At 34.4% G+C, this 17,976-nt stretch carries 17 protein-coding genes; 9 read left to right on the top strand and 8 right to left on the bottom strand.

The window, feature by feature from the left end; genetic code table 11:
* Positions 1-19: 19 nt before the first annotated feature.
* From ACK2M2_RS03110 to ACK2M2_RS03095, 4 genes are all read left to right on the top strand, one after another.
* Entirely contained in the window at positions 20-946 is a 927-nt protein-coding gene (locus ACK2M2_RS03110; RefSeq protein WP_409510297.1) for a branched-chain amino acid transaminase, read from the top strand.
* A 76-nt stretch (positions 947-1,022) separates the two neighbouring features.
* Entirely contained in the window at positions 1,023-1,913 is an 891-nt protein-coding gene (locus ACK2M2_RS03105; RefSeq protein WP_419346093.1) for an ELM1/GtrOC1 family putative glycosyltransferase, read from the top strand.
* 12 nt (positions 1,914-1,925) lie between these two features.
* The gene (locus ACK2M2_RS03100; RefSeq protein ID WP_419346092.1) at positions 1,926-2,732 is read left to right on the top strand and encodes a polysaccharide deacetylase family protein; all 807 of its coding nucleotides are present in this window, start codon (positions 1,926-1,928) and stop codon (positions 2,730-2,732) included.
* 81 nt (positions 2,733-2,813) lie between these two features.
* On the top strand, positions 2,814-3,662 hold the full coding sequence (locus ACK2M2_RS03095; protein ID WP_419346091.1) for a family 6 glucosyltransferase: 849 nt from the start codon (positions 2,814-2,816) through the stop codon (positions 3,660-3,662).
* A 65-nt stretch (positions 3,663-3,727) separates the two neighbouring features.
* On the opposite strand, the gene ACK2M2_RS03090 is transcribed toward ACK2M2_RS03095, so the two are convergent.
* Genes ACK2M2_RS03090 through ACK2M2_RS03080 form a run of 3 tightly spaced genes read right to left on the bottom strand, consistent with a single transcriptional unit; the run spans position 3,728 to position 6,183 of the window.
* Positions 3,728-4,552, bottom strand: a complete 825-nt coding sequence (locus tag ACK2M2_RS03090; protein WP_419346142.1) for a glycosyltransferase family 32 protein — start codon at positions 4,550-4,552, stop codon at positions 3,728-3,730.
* 7 nt (positions 4,553-4,559) lie between these two features.
* Positions 4,560-5,495 carry a glycosyltransferase family 2 protein gene (locus ACK2M2_RS03085; protein ID WP_419346090.1) on the bottom strand — a complete coding sequence of 312 codons (936 nt, stop codon included), beginning with the start codon at positions 5,493-5,495 and terminating at the stop codon, positions 4,560-4,562.
* A gap of 4 nt (positions 5,496-5,499) precedes the next feature.
* Positions 5,500-6,183: a hypothetical protein gene (locus ACK2M2_RS03080; protein WP_409510302.1), complete on the bottom strand. Its 684-nt coding sequence runs from the start codon at positions 6,181-6,183 to the stop codon at positions 5,500-5,502.
* A gap of 143 nt (positions 6,184-6,326) precedes the next feature.
* Here ACK2M2_RS03080 and ACK2M2_RS03075 point away from each other — a divergent pair, with 143 nt between their 5' ends.
* From ACK2M2_RS03075 to ACK2M2_RS03060, 4 genes are all read left to right on the top strand, one after another.
* Positions 6,327-7,100 carry a glycosyltransferase family 25 protein gene (locus tag ACK2M2_RS03075; protein WP_419346089.1) on the top strand — a complete coding sequence of 258 codons (774 nt, stop codon included), beginning with the start codon at positions 6,327-6,329 and terminating at the stop codon, positions 7,098-7,100.
* Between the two features lie 9 nt (positions 7,101-7,109).
* Positions 7,110-8,111, top strand: a complete 1,002-nt coding sequence (locus ACK2M2_RS03070; protein ID WP_419346088.1) for a capsular polysaccharide synthesis protein — start codon at positions 7,110-7,112, stop codon at positions 8,109-8,111.
* Between the two features lie 92 nt (positions 8,112-8,203).
* Positions 8,204-9,169, top strand: a complete 966-nt coding sequence (locus ACK2M2_RS03065; RefSeq protein ID WP_419346087.1) for a glycosyltransferase — start codon at positions 8,204-8,206, stop codon at positions 9,167-9,169.
* 74 nt (positions 9,170-9,243) lie between these two features.
* Positions 9,244-10,020, top strand: coding sequence for a glycosyltransferase family 25 protein (locus tag ACK2M2_RS03060; protein WP_419346086.1), 777 nt, complete (start codon positions 9,244-9,246; stop codon positions 10,018-10,020).
* A gap of 62 nt (positions 10,021-10,082) precedes the next feature.
* Here the strand turns inward: ACK2M2_RS03060 and ACK2M2_RS03055 are convergent, their stop codons facing one another.
* The 5 genes from ACK2M2_RS03055 to ACK2M2_RS03035 form a co-directional block, all read right to left on the bottom strand.
* Positions 10,083-11,363, bottom strand: coding sequence for an O-antigen ligase family protein (locus tag ACK2M2_RS03055; RefSeq protein ID WP_419346085.1), 1,281 nt, complete (start codon positions 11,361-11,363; stop codon positions 10,083-10,085).
* Positions 11,364-11,447: 84 nt separating this feature from the next.
* Positions 11,448-11,666 (bottom strand): hypothetical protein, encoded by a 219-nt coding sequence (locus tag ACK2M2_RS03050; RefSeq protein ID WP_409510308.1) that lies wholly within the window; start codon positions 11,664-11,666, stop codon positions 11,448-11,450.
* Between the two features lie 123 nt (positions 11,667-11,789).
* Positions 11,790-12,659: a lysophospholipid acyltransferase family protein gene (locus tag ACK2M2_RS03045; protein WP_419346084.1), complete on the bottom strand. Its 870-nt coding sequence runs from the start codon at positions 12,657-12,659 to the stop codon at positions 11,790-11,792.
* A gap of 291 nt (positions 12,660-12,950) precedes the next feature.
* A complete protein-coding gene (gene aspS, locus ACK2M2_RS03040) occupies positions 12,951-14,735 on the bottom strand; it encodes an aspartate--tRNA ligase (RefSeq protein ID WP_409510310.1) in 1,785 nt (594 codons plus the stop codon).
* 184 nt (positions 14,736-14,919) lie between these two features.
* Positions 14,920-15,687, bottom strand: coding sequence for a DUF4184 family protein (locus tag ACK2M2_RS03035; protein ID WP_419346083.1), 768 nt, complete (start codon positions 15,685-15,687; stop codon positions 14,920-14,922).
* Between the two features lie 131 nt (positions 15,688-15,818).
* Between ACK2M2_RS03035 and znuD the strand changes: the two genes are divergently transcribed.
* Complete coding sequence (znuD, locus tag ACK2M2_RS03030; protein ID WP_419346082.1) at positions 15,819-17,912, top strand: zinc piracy TonB-dependent receptor ZnuD; 2,094 nt, start codon at positions 15,819-15,821, stop codon at positions 17,910-17,912.
* The last annotated feature ends 64 nt before the right edge of the window (positions 17,913-17,976 follow it).

The following is a 17,976-nucleotide window of genomic DNA, read 5'->3' as shown; positions in this document are numbered from 1 at the left end:
AAAATTTGGAGTGTGTGGCATGAACTTGGCTGATCGTGATGGTTTTATTTGGCAAAATGGACAAATGGTTGATTGGCGTGAAGCAAAAACTCACGTCTTAACACATACTTTACACTATAGTATGGGTGTGTTTGAGGGTGTCCGAGCTTATGAAACTCCGAATGGAACAGCGATTTTCCGTTTAAAAGAACACACTAAGCGTCTATTAAATTCTGCAAAAATCTATCAAATGAAAGTTCCGTATGATCAAGCGACATTGGAGCAAGCCCAAATTGATGTTGTTCGTGAAAATAAATTAGCATCTTGCTATTTGCGTCCAATCATTTTCATTGGTTCTGAAAAATTGGGTATCGCTGCAACAGACAATACAATTCATGCAGTTGTTGCTGCTTGGAGCTGGGGTGCTTATCTGGGTGAAGAAGCAATGGCGAAGGGGATTCGTGTAAAAACGTCTTCATTTACCCATCATCATCCAAATGTGACCATGTGTAAGGCTAAAGCGTCAGGTAACTATACTTTGTCTATTCTTGCACACCAAGAAGTAGCACATTCTGGTTATGACGAAGCAATGTTACTCGATCCACAAGGTTATGTATGTCAAGGTTCGGGCGAAAACGTATTCTTAGTCCGTGATGGTGTGATTCATACACCTGATGTTGCTGGTGGTGCGCTTGATGGTATTACCCGTCAAACAATTATTACCATTGCTAAAGACTTGGGCTATGAAGTTATTGAGCGTCGTATTACTCGTGACGAATTTTATATTGGTGATGAAGCATTCTTTACGGGTACTGCGGCTGAAGTAACGCCAATCCGTGAATATGATGATCGTCAGATTGGTGAAGGTGTTCGTGGTCCAATTACAACACAAATCCAAAAAGCATATTTTGATGCGGTTCAGGGTAAAGACCCTAAATATGCACACTGGTTAACTTACGTAAAATAAGTTCATCGGTTAAGATAAAAAGGCGAAACGTGTTTTCGCCTTTTTTTATGAGTCAAACATCAGGAAAGGATCATGCATGCATATTGTCTATGCCAGTGATGGGAAAGCCGGGCACCGTTCACAGGCAGTCGGTTTGTTTAAAGCAATGCAACGCCAATATACTGATGAGGTGACTTTTGAAGAAGTTAATATTCAAGATTTACCGATTTTTTCATTATTAATGGGAATGTTGATTAAATCTTTTCGTGGTTTTTCTAAACAACCTGATTATATTTTTGGTGTGGGCAGTCATACTCAATTACGTGTTGTATTGCTAGGTAAAATTTATCGGCAAGCTAAAACTGTGATTTTGATGAAACCAAATTATCCATTTACTTGGTTTGATCATGTGATTATTCCAGAGCATGATGGTATTGCTGAAAATGGCAACGTGATTTTGACACAAGGGGCTTTAAATCCCATTATCAATGAGCAACGACATGTACCTAATCGAATTTTAATTGCTTTGGGCGGTTCATCTAAACGCCATCAATGGAATGAAGAAAAGGTTCTACATAGCCTGAAAAATATTGTGGACAATAATCTTCAGGCAGAATTTATTTTAACAACTTCTCGCCGCACACCATCTGAATTTTTGACACACTTAAAACTAGAGAGCTTTGCTGAAAACTTAAATATATTTCCTGTAGAGGAAACACCGCAAGGTTGGATTTTTGAAGAAATGCAAAAAGCTGAAGCCGTTTGGGTGACAGAGGACAGCGTGTCGATGATTTTTGAAGCATTGACAGCGGGTTGTCGGGTCGGTGTGATTGAAATTGATCGTTTAAAGCAAGATCGGATTACCAAGTCGATTGATCAGATGATTGAAAAAAAAGTGATTTCTAAGACAGAAAGTAATGCAGATTTACCACAAGCACAGACTTTTAAAGAAGCAGAGCGTGTGGCAACATATCTTTTAGCAAAATAATGGATTTTCACTGTGATTTATCTACTCATTCTACTATTGGTTTTAATGATTGCATTTAGTGTTAAATATGCATGGTGGAAACCTGCTGTAGATTGGAAGCGACCACGTGTATTGATGTATCACATGGTGCGTGAGCATATTGATGGTGCAAAATTTAATAAATTACGTGTTCAACCTGCTGCGTTTGAAAAGCAAGTAGCATGGATGAAAGCTGAAGGCTTTCATTTTGTCACCATGCAAGAGTTACAAGACAATTGGGGCAAGCATCCTGAGAAAACAGTTGCGATTACTTTTGATGATGGTTATCTCGATAATTTAGAAAATGCCTATCCAATTTTAGAAAAATATCATGCAAAAGCAACGATTTATGTTGTCGTTGATCGTCATGAACGTGATTGGTCAACCTATAAAAAAGCCCATCATAACAGCGGTGAATTAGCACGAGAGCCGAAACTTAATGATGAGCAGGTTCATTTTTTAGCTCAAAGTGGCATTGTTGAAATAGGTTCGCATACATTAACGCACGCTAATTTAGATAAATTATCTGATGCTGAGTGTTTGGTTGAACTGCGTGATTCTAAAGCTCAATTAGAGCAACTTACCCAAAAAACGGTGATGAGTTTTGCTTATCCTTTTGGTATTTATTCACAACGTGATGTTGAGACCGCAAGGCAAGTTGGCTATAGCAATGCTGTAACGACTAAGGAAGGCATTGATGCTGATTTACCTGATTTTATGCAGTTACAACGTATTAAAATTAGTGGTAAAGATTCAATGTTTGCCGTGAAATTACGTTTAAAGTTGGGTAAACGTAATTAATTACGGCGAAAATAAATCATAATGATTTTGTATTGAACTGTGTATATTGGCATCCGTTATTGAAACAAAATGGTTATTTATATGAGCAATCAAAAAAGTAAAGTTGCAATTTTATACATTGCAACAGGACGTTATACTGTTTTCTGGGATTATTTTTATCAATCTGCGGAGCGGAATTTACTCCCTGATTGTGATAAACATTATTTTGTATTTACAGATGATCAGGAATTATTAAATACTTCAGATACGCATAACGTCTCTTATATTTTACAAAATAAATTAGGATGGCCACACGATACATTAATGCGTTTTGATATTTTTTTAGGTATTAAAGATCAATTAGAAACTTTTGATTTTATTTATTTTTTCAATGCAAATACAGAAATATTGTCGCCAATTTATGCTCAAGATCTTTTGCCTCAAGCAGATACGGAGCAATTGGCCTTTGCAATACAGCCCCATGCTTTTCATAAAAATCGAAATAAATATACCTATGACCGAAATGTTTTGTCTAAGGCAAATATCCCTTTAAATCAAGGGAAGTATTATTTTACTGGTGCATTAAATGGTGGTCGGTCACATGCATATTTAGCAATGTGCAAAGAGCTAAGTTTAAATACACATGAAGATTTAAAAAATGATCAAATTGCATTGTGGCATGATGAAAGCCATCTCAATAAATATGCACTCAATCGAAAGGATATTAAAGTTTTACATCCATATTTTACGCGTGGTGAAAAAGAGCCTTGGAAAAAAAATGCTAAAGTGATGTTCTCCGATAAAGGGCATTATCGTTTTGGTGGGCATGCATATTTACGTAGTGAAACATCGCAAAAAATGAGTCAGTCAGATTGGGAACAATCAGCACATGCCAAACAGAAAGGCTTAAGCTTTAGAATGAAACAATATTTTGCATCCTTATGGATGTGAGGTGGATAGATTAGAATGGGCTAAAGTGTATTGGGTAATATTTTTTAGCTCATTAATAAATCATATTATTTTTTAGCGAATACTTTTTTGGGATGTAGAATATACAACCATAAAAGATATAAAAAATAATCGAAATGATTTAATTGAATCACAGGTGTGATTTGTAGGCTGTAGTGATTTTTATTAACGACTGACGTATCTGTATTGATATAAATCAAACCGAATTGTGAAGCAAAGCGTTCATAACGGTAGGGATATTTATTTTGTTGAATAACCGATTCAATCGCTAATGAATAGGAAACTGGACCAGTCGTATTGAGTACACCTTTACGACCAACATGATATTTCATTGGCGTATAGTGCTTTATTCGATAGATAACTTCATCAATTACAGCTTTTAAAAAGGGTGAGTTTGGCTTACAAATAATATTCCATTGTTGATATTCACCATGTTTTAAATGCTTTAAATGTTTATTAATACCGTAGCCTTGGTATTTTTGACCTTGTTCATTTTCCCAACCACAGATAACTAATTCATCTTGATCAGTTAATATTTCATTAAATGGCTTGGAACAAGAGCTTTTTAAATCGAGATATACACCACCTTCTTTATACATGAGTAAATATCTAAAAAAGTCAGAACGTGCAGCAGGATATTCCTTTTGAATAGACTGATAGATCGTCAGCATTTCTACATCATAATGTCGAGAAATATAGTCGACCATTATGGTTTCATCATAAAGATGATATTCCCAATCTAAATTTCTCTGACGCAGTTCAGCAATCGATTGCTTAATATTGTCAGGAATATTTGCTTCACCTTGTAAATAAATTTGATGAATGATTTTGGGAATAGCCATAAAAAGCCTTTCTTTACAGATGAAAGAGATTAAAAAATTAAATAATAGGTCGTCTAACTTGATCTAATTTTGAAAAATAAGTTTTCAGTTCATTGCTACGACTCGCCCACCATTTTTCAGGATTTCTTTTTGCAAGAATATAAAATAAAAACTCTTTGATGCTTTTTTGATTACGAGATTTTAAACTTTTCCAATAGGTTGAAAGAGCTTTTTTCTTTAGTAAATTTTGCTGAGTTTGATCTAATTCATGATCGTTTAAAAAATCATAAATGGTAAAAAACATATCATGATGTTGTTGGTTTAGGTTTTGAGAAAGACGATTATCCCCACGTTTTGTTTTGGTTTCTGCAACATCTAAAATGACAAAAACAGTCGGTGTTTTTGTGAAAAGCAGCTTTTTTGCAACAGCACCTAGCTGTAAAGCGAGTGATTCATCTTGGATGAATAACGATGCATTACATCCATTGGATTGTAACCATACTTCACGACTGCACATTACACACATTTCCATAATGTTATGTTGGATCATGTAGGTAAGTGGATTTTCTATAATTTGAGTATCCATTTTAGGATGTTGTTGCATTCCGGCTAAATCATAAATTTTTACTTTATTGCCATAAAACAAATCACAACTAGATTGTGTCATTAAATCTAAAATTTGCATTAAGCGATTGGGTGCAAGGACATCATCGGCATCCATAAAAAATAAATAATCGCCTTGAGCTGTATTTGCCCCTTGATTTAAACGGTTTGCAGGGCCTTTATTGTCTAAATTACGAATGATTTTAACTTTAGAATAGTGTTGCTCTAAATAGTTTGAATACTCAATCCACTGTGGATCGGTAGATGCATCATCAACTACGATAATTTCAAGTAATTCAACTAAATCAGGTTGTAAAGAATCAATGGTTCTCTTGAGCAAAGGACCTTTATTGAAATGAGTCAGAATGACGGAGATACATGGTGTATTCATGATGTCAGTTCACCTGTTTATATTTTAAGGTTTTGTTGAGCCATAAGAAGAACGTGTTTAAATGGCCTGTAAAACTATTTGTCGCGAGAAATTGAACTTGTACAAACTCAATATTATATTTTCTGCAAAAAAACATACGGTGATGTCCTTGATGCAATTTATCTTTTACACCCAGTCCACGACATAACATAATTGCCATAGGATGATTTTTATCATAGCCATGATCACGAAAGGATTGATCAATTTTATTGAAACGGTCTTGGCGTTGATCTTTTGGAACACCCCATTTGTTACGTTCGCTATAATTGTATGCAGTTTCTTCAGTCTTTAAATTGCGTTCTAAGTGGTTGTCAATGATATCGCTGAGGCGAATTTCATAACTTTGGAAAGAGGCATCTTGGTATTTTTTACGAATAGGTTTCAGCAGTCCTAAAACAGACAATTGAGGTGCACGTTGTTCAAAGACAATCCGAGTTGGATAATGGCTGAGCCCTTGTTTTTGAGCTTCGAGTAAAATATCTCGACCACAACCCAGTAGATCTGGGATATTTTTACTTTCTTTCCCGATCAATAGAATGACAGGGTCATGATAAATGTATGCAGATGGGGCTAAAGTTGCATCATTTAAGGCGAGCAATTCTTCAATTTTAATGTGATAAATATCCGAAGAAAAACCGAGTTGACTCATACCTAATCATTAAATCTATTAAAACAAGAATCATAGACGTGTTGACCTAAAAAATCTATGTATCCTTAACAATATGAATGGTATTTAGATCATCGAAATAGTATAAAATTTTACTTTAATTAAAGATGTTCCTGAGTTCGCCGGTGAAAAAGTATTTAATCAGTATTGAAAAAGAAGGTAGCCCTCGTTTGGCGGGATTTTTTGCCCAATCAACATTTGCTCAATATCAAACTGAATTTAAAAAAATTGGTGTGCGTGGTGCAGACTTACCAACAGCAGAATATTTTAAATTGGCAGTGGCTGGGCGTAAAAAAGCATTAAGCCCTGCTGAGTTAGGATGTACTTTATCTCATGTGACAGCATTTAAAGATTTTTTAGCTTCAGATGAACAATATGCATGTATTTTTGAAGACGATGCGGTTTGCCTTGATGATTTTGATCTAAATACTTTAGAAACTCAGGTGCAGGCATTGAATTTACCTGCTGAATTTTTATTAAGTATGGGCGGAATTCAGCTTAGAAGTAGTCATCGTGTGCGAGGTCATTTTTTAGATCAAAAAATTAATAATCGCTCAGTCTTAAAGTTACACCCCATTTATTTTGGGCGTTTATTTTATACCTATGCTTATATGATTGATCGGAAAATGGCGGAACTTTTACTGAGATATCATGAAATGCCAAAAGGCTGTGATCATTGGTCGCAATTACGAGATTACGATCCTAATTGCCAACTTTATGCGACATTTTTATTCAATCATCCTGAATTGGGTGAAGAAATGGTTGGGCAAAGTTATATAGAGCAAGAACGGAAATTATTGAAAAATCATGGTGAAGCTAAAAAATCATTTTTTACTCGATTCAAAATTTCATTGTTAAAACGCATTTATAAATATGCATTAAATCGTTATAAAGTTTAAGTAATTGATATGAAAAATGATTTAATTAACCTGTTTTCAACAGATGAAGAGCAAACACGGAAACTCAAAAAGTGGCATAAACAGCCATGGCGTACTTATTATTCTTTGTTTGTTTCAAAAGAAAAACGCAAGCAACAAAAGTTACAAGCCAATTTATTACAAAAAAAACATGTCGCAAAACTGTGGAATATTTTCTTAGAACAGTATTTTCAAAACAAACTTGAATACTTTCAATTAAAGCCTAAAAAAGAATTGTTGAATCAAAAAATTATTTGGCAATATTGGGGGCAGGGATTAGAACAGGAAAAATTACCTGATTTAGTTAAGCTCTGTTTCGCATCTGTTGATGAGTATAAAGCAGATTATCAGGTGATTCGTTTAGATGAACACACTATACGAGAGTATCTAGATTTACCTGATTTTGTTTGGGAAAAAAAGAAAAATCCACAGTTTAAGCCAGCATTTTTTGCAGATTTACTTCGTTTGGCTTTGCTTGATGTTTATGGTGGAGTTTGGATTGATGCTACAATTTTACTCACTGCACCGATAGAGCAAAAGCTTTTAAGCCAAGACTTTTTTATGTTTCATAGAGATGAAAAAGTACAAAATAAAGAATTTTGGCAAGAGTTCAATCAGGATTATTTTGGTTGGAATGATGAACATTATGTAAATGTTTTAAATAGTTTTATTGTTTCAAAATGCAGGAATAATATTGTTCATATTTGTTTGGATGTGATGCTAAATTATTGGAAAACTCAAAATAATATTCCACATTATTTCTTCTTTCAAATCATGTTTAATGAATTGATGAATCACTATTTGACTACGGAAAGTATGCAAATTTTGGATGATACGAAGGTTCATCTTTTGCAAATAATACAAAATGATCGCTTTAATCAGGAGCAATATGATTTAATTTTAAAACAAGTGGGTATTCATAAATTGAATTATGTCAAATTATTGCAACAGAAATCTTATTATGAGCACTTGTTATCTATTTATAAGATATAGATATAATGTATCGTGATATAATAGGAAAATCTTAATCTTTTGCGTATATCTTTGCGATTTAGTTTTGAATGGAGATTTTGAGTCTATATTTTATGATGATGAAAAAACCACTTGTATCCATTATAACTCCTTGTTTTAACAGTCATTCAACAATTATTGAAACAATAAGGAGTGTAAAAAATCAGTCATATCAAAATATTGAGCATATCGTTATTGATGATGGCTCGACAGAGCCAATTAAAAATGTAATTCAAACTTATTTATCGAATATTATTTTTTTACAACAAGATAATATGGGAGTTTCCGCAGCTCGGAATAATGCTGTAAAGCATGCTCAAGGTGAAATTTTAGTTTTTTTAGATGCAGATGACTTAATTGATTCTACATATATAGAGAAAGTTGTACAGTCCTTTGAACTTCAGCCAAATATAGCAATGGTCGCTTGCTATGTATCCGAGATAGGACGTTCAAAAAATAAAATTAAAATCAAACCTTTTTGCCAAGAATCATTTTATTATCACAACAACTTATTTCCGTCTATTATTGCAGTTTCAAAAGTATTGTTTGAAAAAGTTCAAGGCTATAATGAAAATTTAAAAGTGTGTGAGGATTGGGATTTATATTTACGTATTTCTCAAATGAATGCAAAAGTTCATGTGATTCCTGAGTATTTATTTTTTTATCGAAAACATAAAGATCTTTCAAGCTTAACGGATTTGATGGGTCGAGATAAAGATACGGTTCATAAAGCATATTATTCTTTATATCAAACACATCAAGATTTTTATGATCAAAAACTACTTTCGCCCCTAAATGTGGCTTATTTGAAAATTAAATCAGATAAAAGAGTTAATAAAGTATTTAAAGTTTTGAAATTTGTGTTGCTATTGTTGTTATTTTTGAGCTGTACTCTACTTGGAATAAATGATTTAAATATGGTTAATTTAACGTTTAATATTTTAATTATTCTGACTTTGTTATTGCTATTTATTTTTATTGTGCGCGCTGAAAATAAGTTGAAAAAATTTGATATTAAAAATATCCCTCATATTGATTAAATTGGAATATTGGGGAGTTTTTTATTTATTGAGAAATTGGATCTCATTTAATTATTTAGCATTTAGGTAAAGTCTTGAAAAAGTATTTAATTAGTATAGAGCAAGCTGGTAGCCCTCGTTTAGAGGCTTTTTTTAATAATGTAACCTTTCAAAAGTATCAACAAGAGTTCCAAAAATTTGGTGTCATTGGTGCAAACTTATCAACAAAGCAATATTTTCAATATGCTGTTGCAGGTAAGCAAAGACCTTTAAGTCCAGCAGAGCTGGGGTGTACGCTCTCACATGTGCAGGCTCTACAAGACTTTTTATCCTCAGATGAAAAGTATGCATGTATTTTTGAAGATGATGCGATAAGTATTCTCGACTTTGATTTAAATGATCTAGAGCAAGAGGTTGAAGCTCTAAATTTAAAAGATACTTTTTATTTGAGTTTAGGTGGTATTCAGCTTAAGGTGAATCAAAAAGTAAGAGGTCATTTTTTAACAGGGACACTCAAGAATAAAAAAGTTTTGCATGTTAATTTATTATATATCCGTCGTTTTTCCTATGCATATGCTTATGTTATTGATCGTAAAATGGCTGAAGTATTTTTGAAGTATCATGAGTCACCAAAAGTGTATGATCATTGGGGGGAGTTATATGATGAAAATAGCCATATTCATTTTTATGCAACACATTTATTTGATCATCCTGAATTAGATGAATGTGCAGCGGGGCAAAGTTATCTTGAGTTAGAAAGACAAACTTTACAATATAAGAATAAGAAAGAGAAAAAGAAAAATATTTGGGGGCGCTTAAAAATTTCTTTAATTAAGCGAATCTATAAAATGACGCTAAAAAAGTATAATTGAATTTCAAATAATCAATTGAGCTAAATAAATAGTGATCAATTTGATATTTATTGAGCTCATCATTATTGAGATTGTAAATGTGAATTTCTAATATGAAGTTTTTCGATAATGATAAAACTCATCAATGTTGCAACTACTAAAAAATAAATGAAAGTTGTAGAGAGAAAAAATAAATAATATTCAGTTAGTCCACAAACAGCATAGAAAAAAGTAAAAACACTTCCAGAGATAGCAAGCATTTTAATTTTTTCATTGGCGCAGAATATATCTTTTAAAAAGAAAAAGAAGGGAATTAATAAGGTTACAAGTAATCCAAATAGCCCTAATATGCCATGTGCTGCTAACTCATTAAAATAAATACTATGAAGGTGTTGATAACATTCAGGAATCTTGCCTTGTTTCGCTAATTTGCAATTATTATCTTCAATTCCATATAAACTTATACCTAGTATAGGTTTTGTCTTAAATAATTCTATGCCACTTTTCCATAAGACTAAACGTGTGCCTGTACTATTTTGATAACTTTGGTTTTTGATTAAAGCAGTATCATTATTTAAGTCCGAAATTCGATTTTTTAGGGGGGAGTTAGCGAGTGAAATATTGATAACAATAAACATTAATATAGCAGCTAAAAAAACGAAACATTTTTTGGTTTGTTGTTTAAAGTAGAGTAAAAATATAAAGCTATAAATAAAAGGTAAAGCTAACCATGTGCCTCGCGTACCATGTAAAATGAGTGTGAACATGGAGAGTAAACTCAATGCTAAAAATAAATATGAAGACTTACTTTTTAAATAAAATGAATAGCATAGAGTTACAATGCTTAATGATATTAAAGTAATATCATAGCTAATAATCGGATTGAAAAACTGAGATAAATCTCCTCGATTAAAGTCGAGTAAAATATTAAAATAGGAAACATAGAAAAATGTAATACAGCAAACAATCAATAAAATATTATAAAATATTTTTGGCGTAAATTTATTGTAATAAAATACTGTAGGAAGTGTCATAAATGCTATAAACCAAAAATATTGATCTATTAGTCGTTTATAAGTTTTTAGGTAACCTTGGTTCGGAATATTTTCAAAACGATCTAATACATAATAACTCAGTGTACAGGTCAAAAGACTGATGCTACAAAATATAATAAGAGAGATATTAGGTTTTATGAATTGCTTGTTCTTTAAATGGTAGAAATAAAAAAGTACAAAAATAATTGAAATATACCAAAGACGGAATTTTTCATTCAAAATATAATAAATAAATAAAGCTAAAAATAGAACTGAAATAAATAGACTAGACTTTGCTTTAGTCAAAGTTTCTAATTCAATTTTTAGCATAAAAAACACCTAGAGTTAATCTTTAGGGATTGCTCTGATTACGTATCAATTTAAATGTATTGGAATAAAATTTAGGTGATTAGATTAGTGATTATCCGCATTACCTTTCAACACAAGGTAAATTAAAGCGGTAATAATCAGGAATCCTGCTAAAAAACTGCTTGTACTGAAATATACAATACGTTGATAGGTATCTAAGTTAAACAGTTGATGATTTAAAATGTAGCGCATAAAACCCCATTGTGCGACTGAGAACACAATAAGAATAATGGTATGACGAAGAACAGCAGGGCGCATAGCCATCAGGTTTTACCTCAAAGATTGATCACGTTATTATGCCATTTTTGCGAATTAATCTCAATTGAATACGAAATCAAGCAAATATATAAAAATAGCGAAGTCATTGATCAATTCGCAGTTAAAAAATTATTTTCTGTATATATTGATGTCGTCTGAGGTTTTACGAAAACGTTTATATGACCAAATATATTGCTCAGGGGCAATATCAATCATTTTTTGTATTTCAGCATTAAGTGTATCGACAGAAAGTTGTAAATCTTTAGATAAAATATCTTCTGATAAAGGGTGGCAGATAACCGAAAAATGTTGAGAGTTGTGAGTATCGCGAATACAACTTAAACCAATAACATGACATTGCGTTTTACTTGCGAGTTTAGAAACAAGTGTACTTGAAAGGGCATGTTGTCCATAAAAATTAGAGAAAATTCCACCTGATGGTTTTGGGACATGATCAGGTAAAATGACGGTAAGCCCACCTTGTTTCAAGTGTTTAAAAATAGCCCGAATACCTGTTTCATCCGTCGGGACAAGCGTAGCGTTAAATTTTTCTCGAGCTTCTAAAACGTAACGATTTGCACCTTTGACTTTATTGGGTTTATACATGATAACAGGGGCTGCATATACATTGAGCCATGCATTAAGTAATTCCCAACTGCCCAAATGGGGCACAACAACAATCACACCTTTTTGATTGGCAAGGGCATCGGTAAAAAAATGCTCGCCTTGAACATCTTTGAGTAAACTTAAACTATATTCGGGTGACATTCCCCAACATTTAATAAATTCCACATAAGTCAGGCATTGGCTTCGAATACTTTTTTTAACTAAATCGGCATGATCTTCAGCAGATAATTCAGGATAAGCAATTTTAAGATTAATAGATGTAACACGCTTCATGGATGAATTGAAGCTGCTGAGAATGAGAAATACAAAACTTGCGATAAGCTGTAAAAATGATAAAGGAAGTAATGCGATCATTTTTAAAAGAATGTACATAAGAATTGAGTTCAGCCGAATGATAGGTATAGGTGTGCTAAGATTTTGAAAATTAGAGTAGATAGAATATCTTATTTTCGAGTATGGTGATCATATATGAAGTGCTTTGTGAAAGCTTTATTAAAAAGCATCAAGTGATCAATAATATAAAAATAGTCAAACACTTATCTATGTCTAAGCGTGAAAAATATCATCAATTGAAATAATTATTGTATATAGATCATATAGAAAAGTACTAACAATATAAAAAAACCCTGCATTTAAGCAGGGTTTTTATATCAGAGGCTAAAATTATTTAACTTCTTCGGCTTTTGGTTTTTCACGTAAGCGAATACCTAAGTCACGCAATTGATTTGGTTCAACTGGTGCAGGTGCTTGAGTCAATGGACATTCAGCAGTTTTGGTTTTTGGGAATGCAATCACGTCACGGATTGAAGATGCACCCGTCATTAACATGACCAAACGATCAAGACCGAATGCCAAACCACCATGCGGAGGCGCACCGAATTTCAATGCATTCAACAAGAAGCTGAATTTTTCTTCCGCTTCTTCTTCATTAATACCTAAAGCTTCAAAAATAGCTTTTTGCATTTCTAGGTTGAAAATACGGAGTGAGCCACCGCCAACTTCAGTACCGTTCAAGACCATGTCATAAGCGACTGAAAGCGCAGCACCAGGATTATTCTTTACTTCTTCAACGCTTGATTTTGGTAGCGTGAATGGATGATGAACAGATGTCCATTTGCCATCGTCAGTTTCTTCGAACATTGGGAAGTCAACCACCCAAAGCGGTGCCCATTCACACGTTGAAAGTTTCATGTCGTGACCGACTTTGATACGTAAAGCACCCATTGCATCATTTACAACTTTTGCTTTGTCCGCACCAAAGAATACGATATCGCCATTTTCAGCACCAACACGTTTTAATAAATCAAGTACGATTGGTTCGATAAATTTAACGATTGGAGATTGAAGACCTTCAATACCTTTTTCAAGTTCATTGACTTTAATATAAGCCAAACCTTTCGCACCGTAGATACCGACAAATTTAGTATATTCATCAATTTGGCTACGTGGAAGCGCGCCAGCACCTGGTACGCGAAGCGCAACAATACGACCTTTAGGATCTTTAGCAGGGCCTGCGAATACTTTGAATTCAACGTCTTGCATCATGTCTGCAACGTCAACCAACTTCAAAGGAATACGCATATCTGGTTTGTCAGATGCATAGTCACGCATTGCATCGTTATATGTCATGCGAGGGAATTTATCGAACTCAACGTTAAGAAGTTCTTTGAACATCTTCACGGTTAAAGTTTCCATCAAATCCATAATGTCATCGTCACTCATGAACGATGTTTCAACGTCGATTTGAGTAAATTCTGGCTGACGATCCGCACGTAAATCTTCGTCACGGAAACATTTAGCGATTTGGTAATAACGATCAATACCGCCAACCATCAACAACTGTTTGAACAATTGTGGTGATTGTGGAAGTGCATAGAAGCTACCGTTAGATACACGACTTGGCACTAAATAGTCGCGTGCACCTTCAGGAGTAGCACGTGTCAAAATTGGTGTTTCAACGTCTAAGAAACCATTGTCTTCGAAATAGTTACGAATAAGGTTAGTTAATTTAGAACGGAAACGTAAGCGATCTAACATTTCAGGACGGCGAATATCAAGGAAACGATATTTCAAACGTACTTCTTCTGAAATGTTGGTGTTTTCATCATTCAAAGGGAATGGCGGAGTTTCAGAAGCAGCAAGAACTTCAATGTCTTTGCCTAATACTTCAATTTGACCGCTAGTAATATTTGCATTTTCTGTGCCTTCGTAACGACGACGTACACGGCCTGTAATTTTTAATACGAATTCTGAACGTGATTTATCTGCAGTTGCAAATGCTTCTGGGGTATCTGGATCGATAACCACTTGAACAAGACCGTCACGGTCACGCATGTCAAGGAAGATTACACCACCGTGGTCACGGCGACGATGTACCCAACCGCATAATGTTACAGTTTGGTCAATTTGGGCTTCGGTTAAAGAACCGCAGTAATGAGTTCGCATCATAGCGTTAAAAATCCAACTATATGGGTTAAGGAAGCGAATACGTAAACAGCGTATCGCCTTTAAAATGTAATGTCAGATTATGCATCTTTGAGCGTTCAGGCTCAAGGATAAGATCGAAAAACAACGGAATTTAACATTTATATGCTTTGAATCAGATCAGTATTTTGCTTCGTTTTAAAATAAATTATTCTTTAAAAAATTGTTTTCGATCAAGCCATAGAAATACGATACAACCTAAAGAGAAACAGAGTAGTGAACCACGAGCAAAACCATTGAGAAAAAAGCCGATCAAGGTGTATAAATCTGCACTGTGTGGATTAAATCCTGTATATTTTGCACGTAAAATATAGGTTGCAGAACCTGCGAAAAAGGAGAATAAAAAGAGAATAAAAGCAAAGTTAAACACTTTTTTCGATGTGATGTTGGGTTGTCTAAAATTAGAATAATAATGTAGTGACATCCATAATAAAAAAGGCAAAGCGATAATTGATGTACCGATTTGTAGAACACGATGCATTGGGTAAATGTGTCCCATGATCGGAACTTCACGAGCTAAAAATGCATGAAAAGCAAAGGTTCTGAAGTCTAAATGGGTTAAACCATCCCAAATAATATGTGTGGCTGTGCCGAGTAAAATCGCCAAAATCATGCCGCATAAAAACTTAAATAAAGTCATGGCTGAATGAATATTCAGTGGAGCATGTATCCCAACTAACTTAAAAAGCATTGGGCGATAGAGGTAATACCATAAAAAACAAAACAGTAATCCAACCCATAAATCAGGATGAACCAAACCTTGCCATTGGTGATTTAAATGGATTTCTTTTTGTACTAAAATTCTATAAAAATCAGGCGTCATTGTACCGATTGCTAATGCACCGATGGGTAGACGATTACCTGTCAGTTTAGAAAGAGGCGGAGCAAGTACAGCATGTGAAAAAGTAAAAGGCATTGATGTCTATCGTTACAGCATGATTTTGAATTGATTTTATACAAAATTAAAATTAACACTGTTTTTTATTGCAAATAAAGTGAAATGTTATAATATAACATTTTAAAAATACTGAGCTATGAGAGCCTTGTATGTCATTTTCTAAAAGTGCCTTGACACTTTCGATCACCACAATTTTAGCTTCAACTACGTCTACACTTCTTTGGGCAGATGAAGAAATACCATCTTCTCAGTCAATAAATAAGCTTGAGAGTATCACCATAACTGCGCATCCCCTTGATCAGACCGATGCCGATTTTGGCGTAGCGGATCAAAATATTTCACGTGAAAAACTACAAGAAAGCGGTACAACGTTAGGTGAAGCACTGAAAAATGAACTGGGGATTCATTCAAATAGTTTTGGCTCAGGTTCAAGTCGTCCTGTCATACGTGGGCAAGAAGGTGCACGTGTTAAAGTTACGCAAAATGCCACAGAAACGATGGATGTTTCAAGTTTATCGCCTGATCATGCAGTGACTATAGATCCGCAACTGGCGCAAAAAATTGAAGTGATTCGTGGACCATCGACTTTGCTTTATGGTGCAGGTTCTGTCGGTGGTTTAGTCAATGTAACTGATACGAAAATTCCAACACAGATGCCTGAAAATGGTTATGAAGGCAATGTTGGATTACGTTACAACAGTGGCAATGATGAAAAAATGACTCATGCAGGCACTACCGTTGGCTTAGGTTCAAACGTGGCTTTACGTGTAGAAGGCTTAAAACGTGATGCCAATGATTATATAGCACCGAATTATTTCCATGATCATGACGGTGAGTTAGAAAAAGAAAAACGTGTAGGCAATACATTCTCAGAGTCTGAAAACGTCAATGTTGGATTGTCATGGATTAGTGAACGTGGCTTTGCAGGTGTGTCTTATAGTAACCGTCAGGACAAATATGGCTTACCAGGTCATAGCCATGAATACGAGTCTTGTCATCCTCATGGTGATCACTTGCACTGTGGTGGTGATGATCATTCAGGACATGATCACTCTGGGCATGACCATGATGAAGATCATGCACATGAAAATGGCCCATGGATTGATATGAAAACAGAACGTTATGATTTCCGCTCAGAGTTGAATGAACCTTTTACAGGTTTTAAAAAGTTACGTGCTCAAGCAAGTTATACCGACTATCAACATGATGAAATTGAAGGTAGCGAAGCAATGACGACCTTTAAAAGTAAAGGTTATGAAGGGCGTATCGAGTTAGTCCACAATCCTCTTGCGAAATGGGAAGGCGTTTGGGGTATTCAAGCGAGTCAGCAAAAACTTGATGTCACAGGTGAAGAGGCAACACTTGCACCGAATGAAACACAAAAATACAGTCTGTTTGGTGTAGAGCATCGTCAATTTGGTGATTTCCATGTGGAATTAGGTACACGTTTGGATCATCAAAAAGTAGATGTAGACTCTGAACAAAAAGACTTTGATGGCAATGCATTTTCGTATTCAGGTGCGGTAAATTGGGACTTTAAACCGAACTATAAATTATCATTGGTTGGTTCTCATCAAGAGCGTTTACCGTTGGCGCAAGAGTTGTATGCCCATGGTGGACATTTTGCTACCAACACTTATGAGCTTGGCAATGATGGCCTAGACAATGAAAAATCCAATAATGTTGAATTAGGTTTACATTATGACGATGATAAACTCAGTTATCATGTTCATCTTTATCACAATTGGTTTGATAACTATATTTATGCAAAAACATTAGATCAGTATGAAAACTTCCGCTTGATCGAATATAGCCAAGACAAAGCAAAATTCTACGGTACAGAAGCTGAAGTAGCTTATCAATTCAACGATATTTATAAAACAAGTCTTTTTGGCGATTATGTTCGTGGAAAAATTGATAGTGATAATGCACCGCGTGTCCCTGCAGGACGCTTAGGTACACGGATCAATGCAGATTTTGATGATCACTGGTCAGGTTCAGCAGAGTATTCGCATGTGTTTAATCAAGATAAATTTGCCGCTTATGAACATGAAACCCAAGGCTATAATATGGTCAATATTGGTTTGGCCTATAAGTATCCATTGGCAGATCGACAAGAAGCCAAAGTCTTTTTTAATGCCAATAATTTACTTGATGAACAAGTCTATGAGCACAGTTCATTTTTGTCCAATATTCCGCAAATGGGACGTAATTTTGTCATTGGTGTAGATTATAAGTTCTAATTATTAGGATTTATTCACCAAATCATCATTGAAAAATAAAGCAATTCGACCTAGTCTGCTATTA

This window comes from Acinetobacter sp. TY1, from assembly GCF_048551395.1.
GTDB lineage: Bacteria > Pseudomonadota > Gammaproteobacteria > Pseudomonadales > Moraxellaceae > Acinetobacter.
The sequence above is the reverse complement of the archived record's forward strand: the minus strand, read 5'-3'. Positions and strand labels throughout refer to the sequence as shown.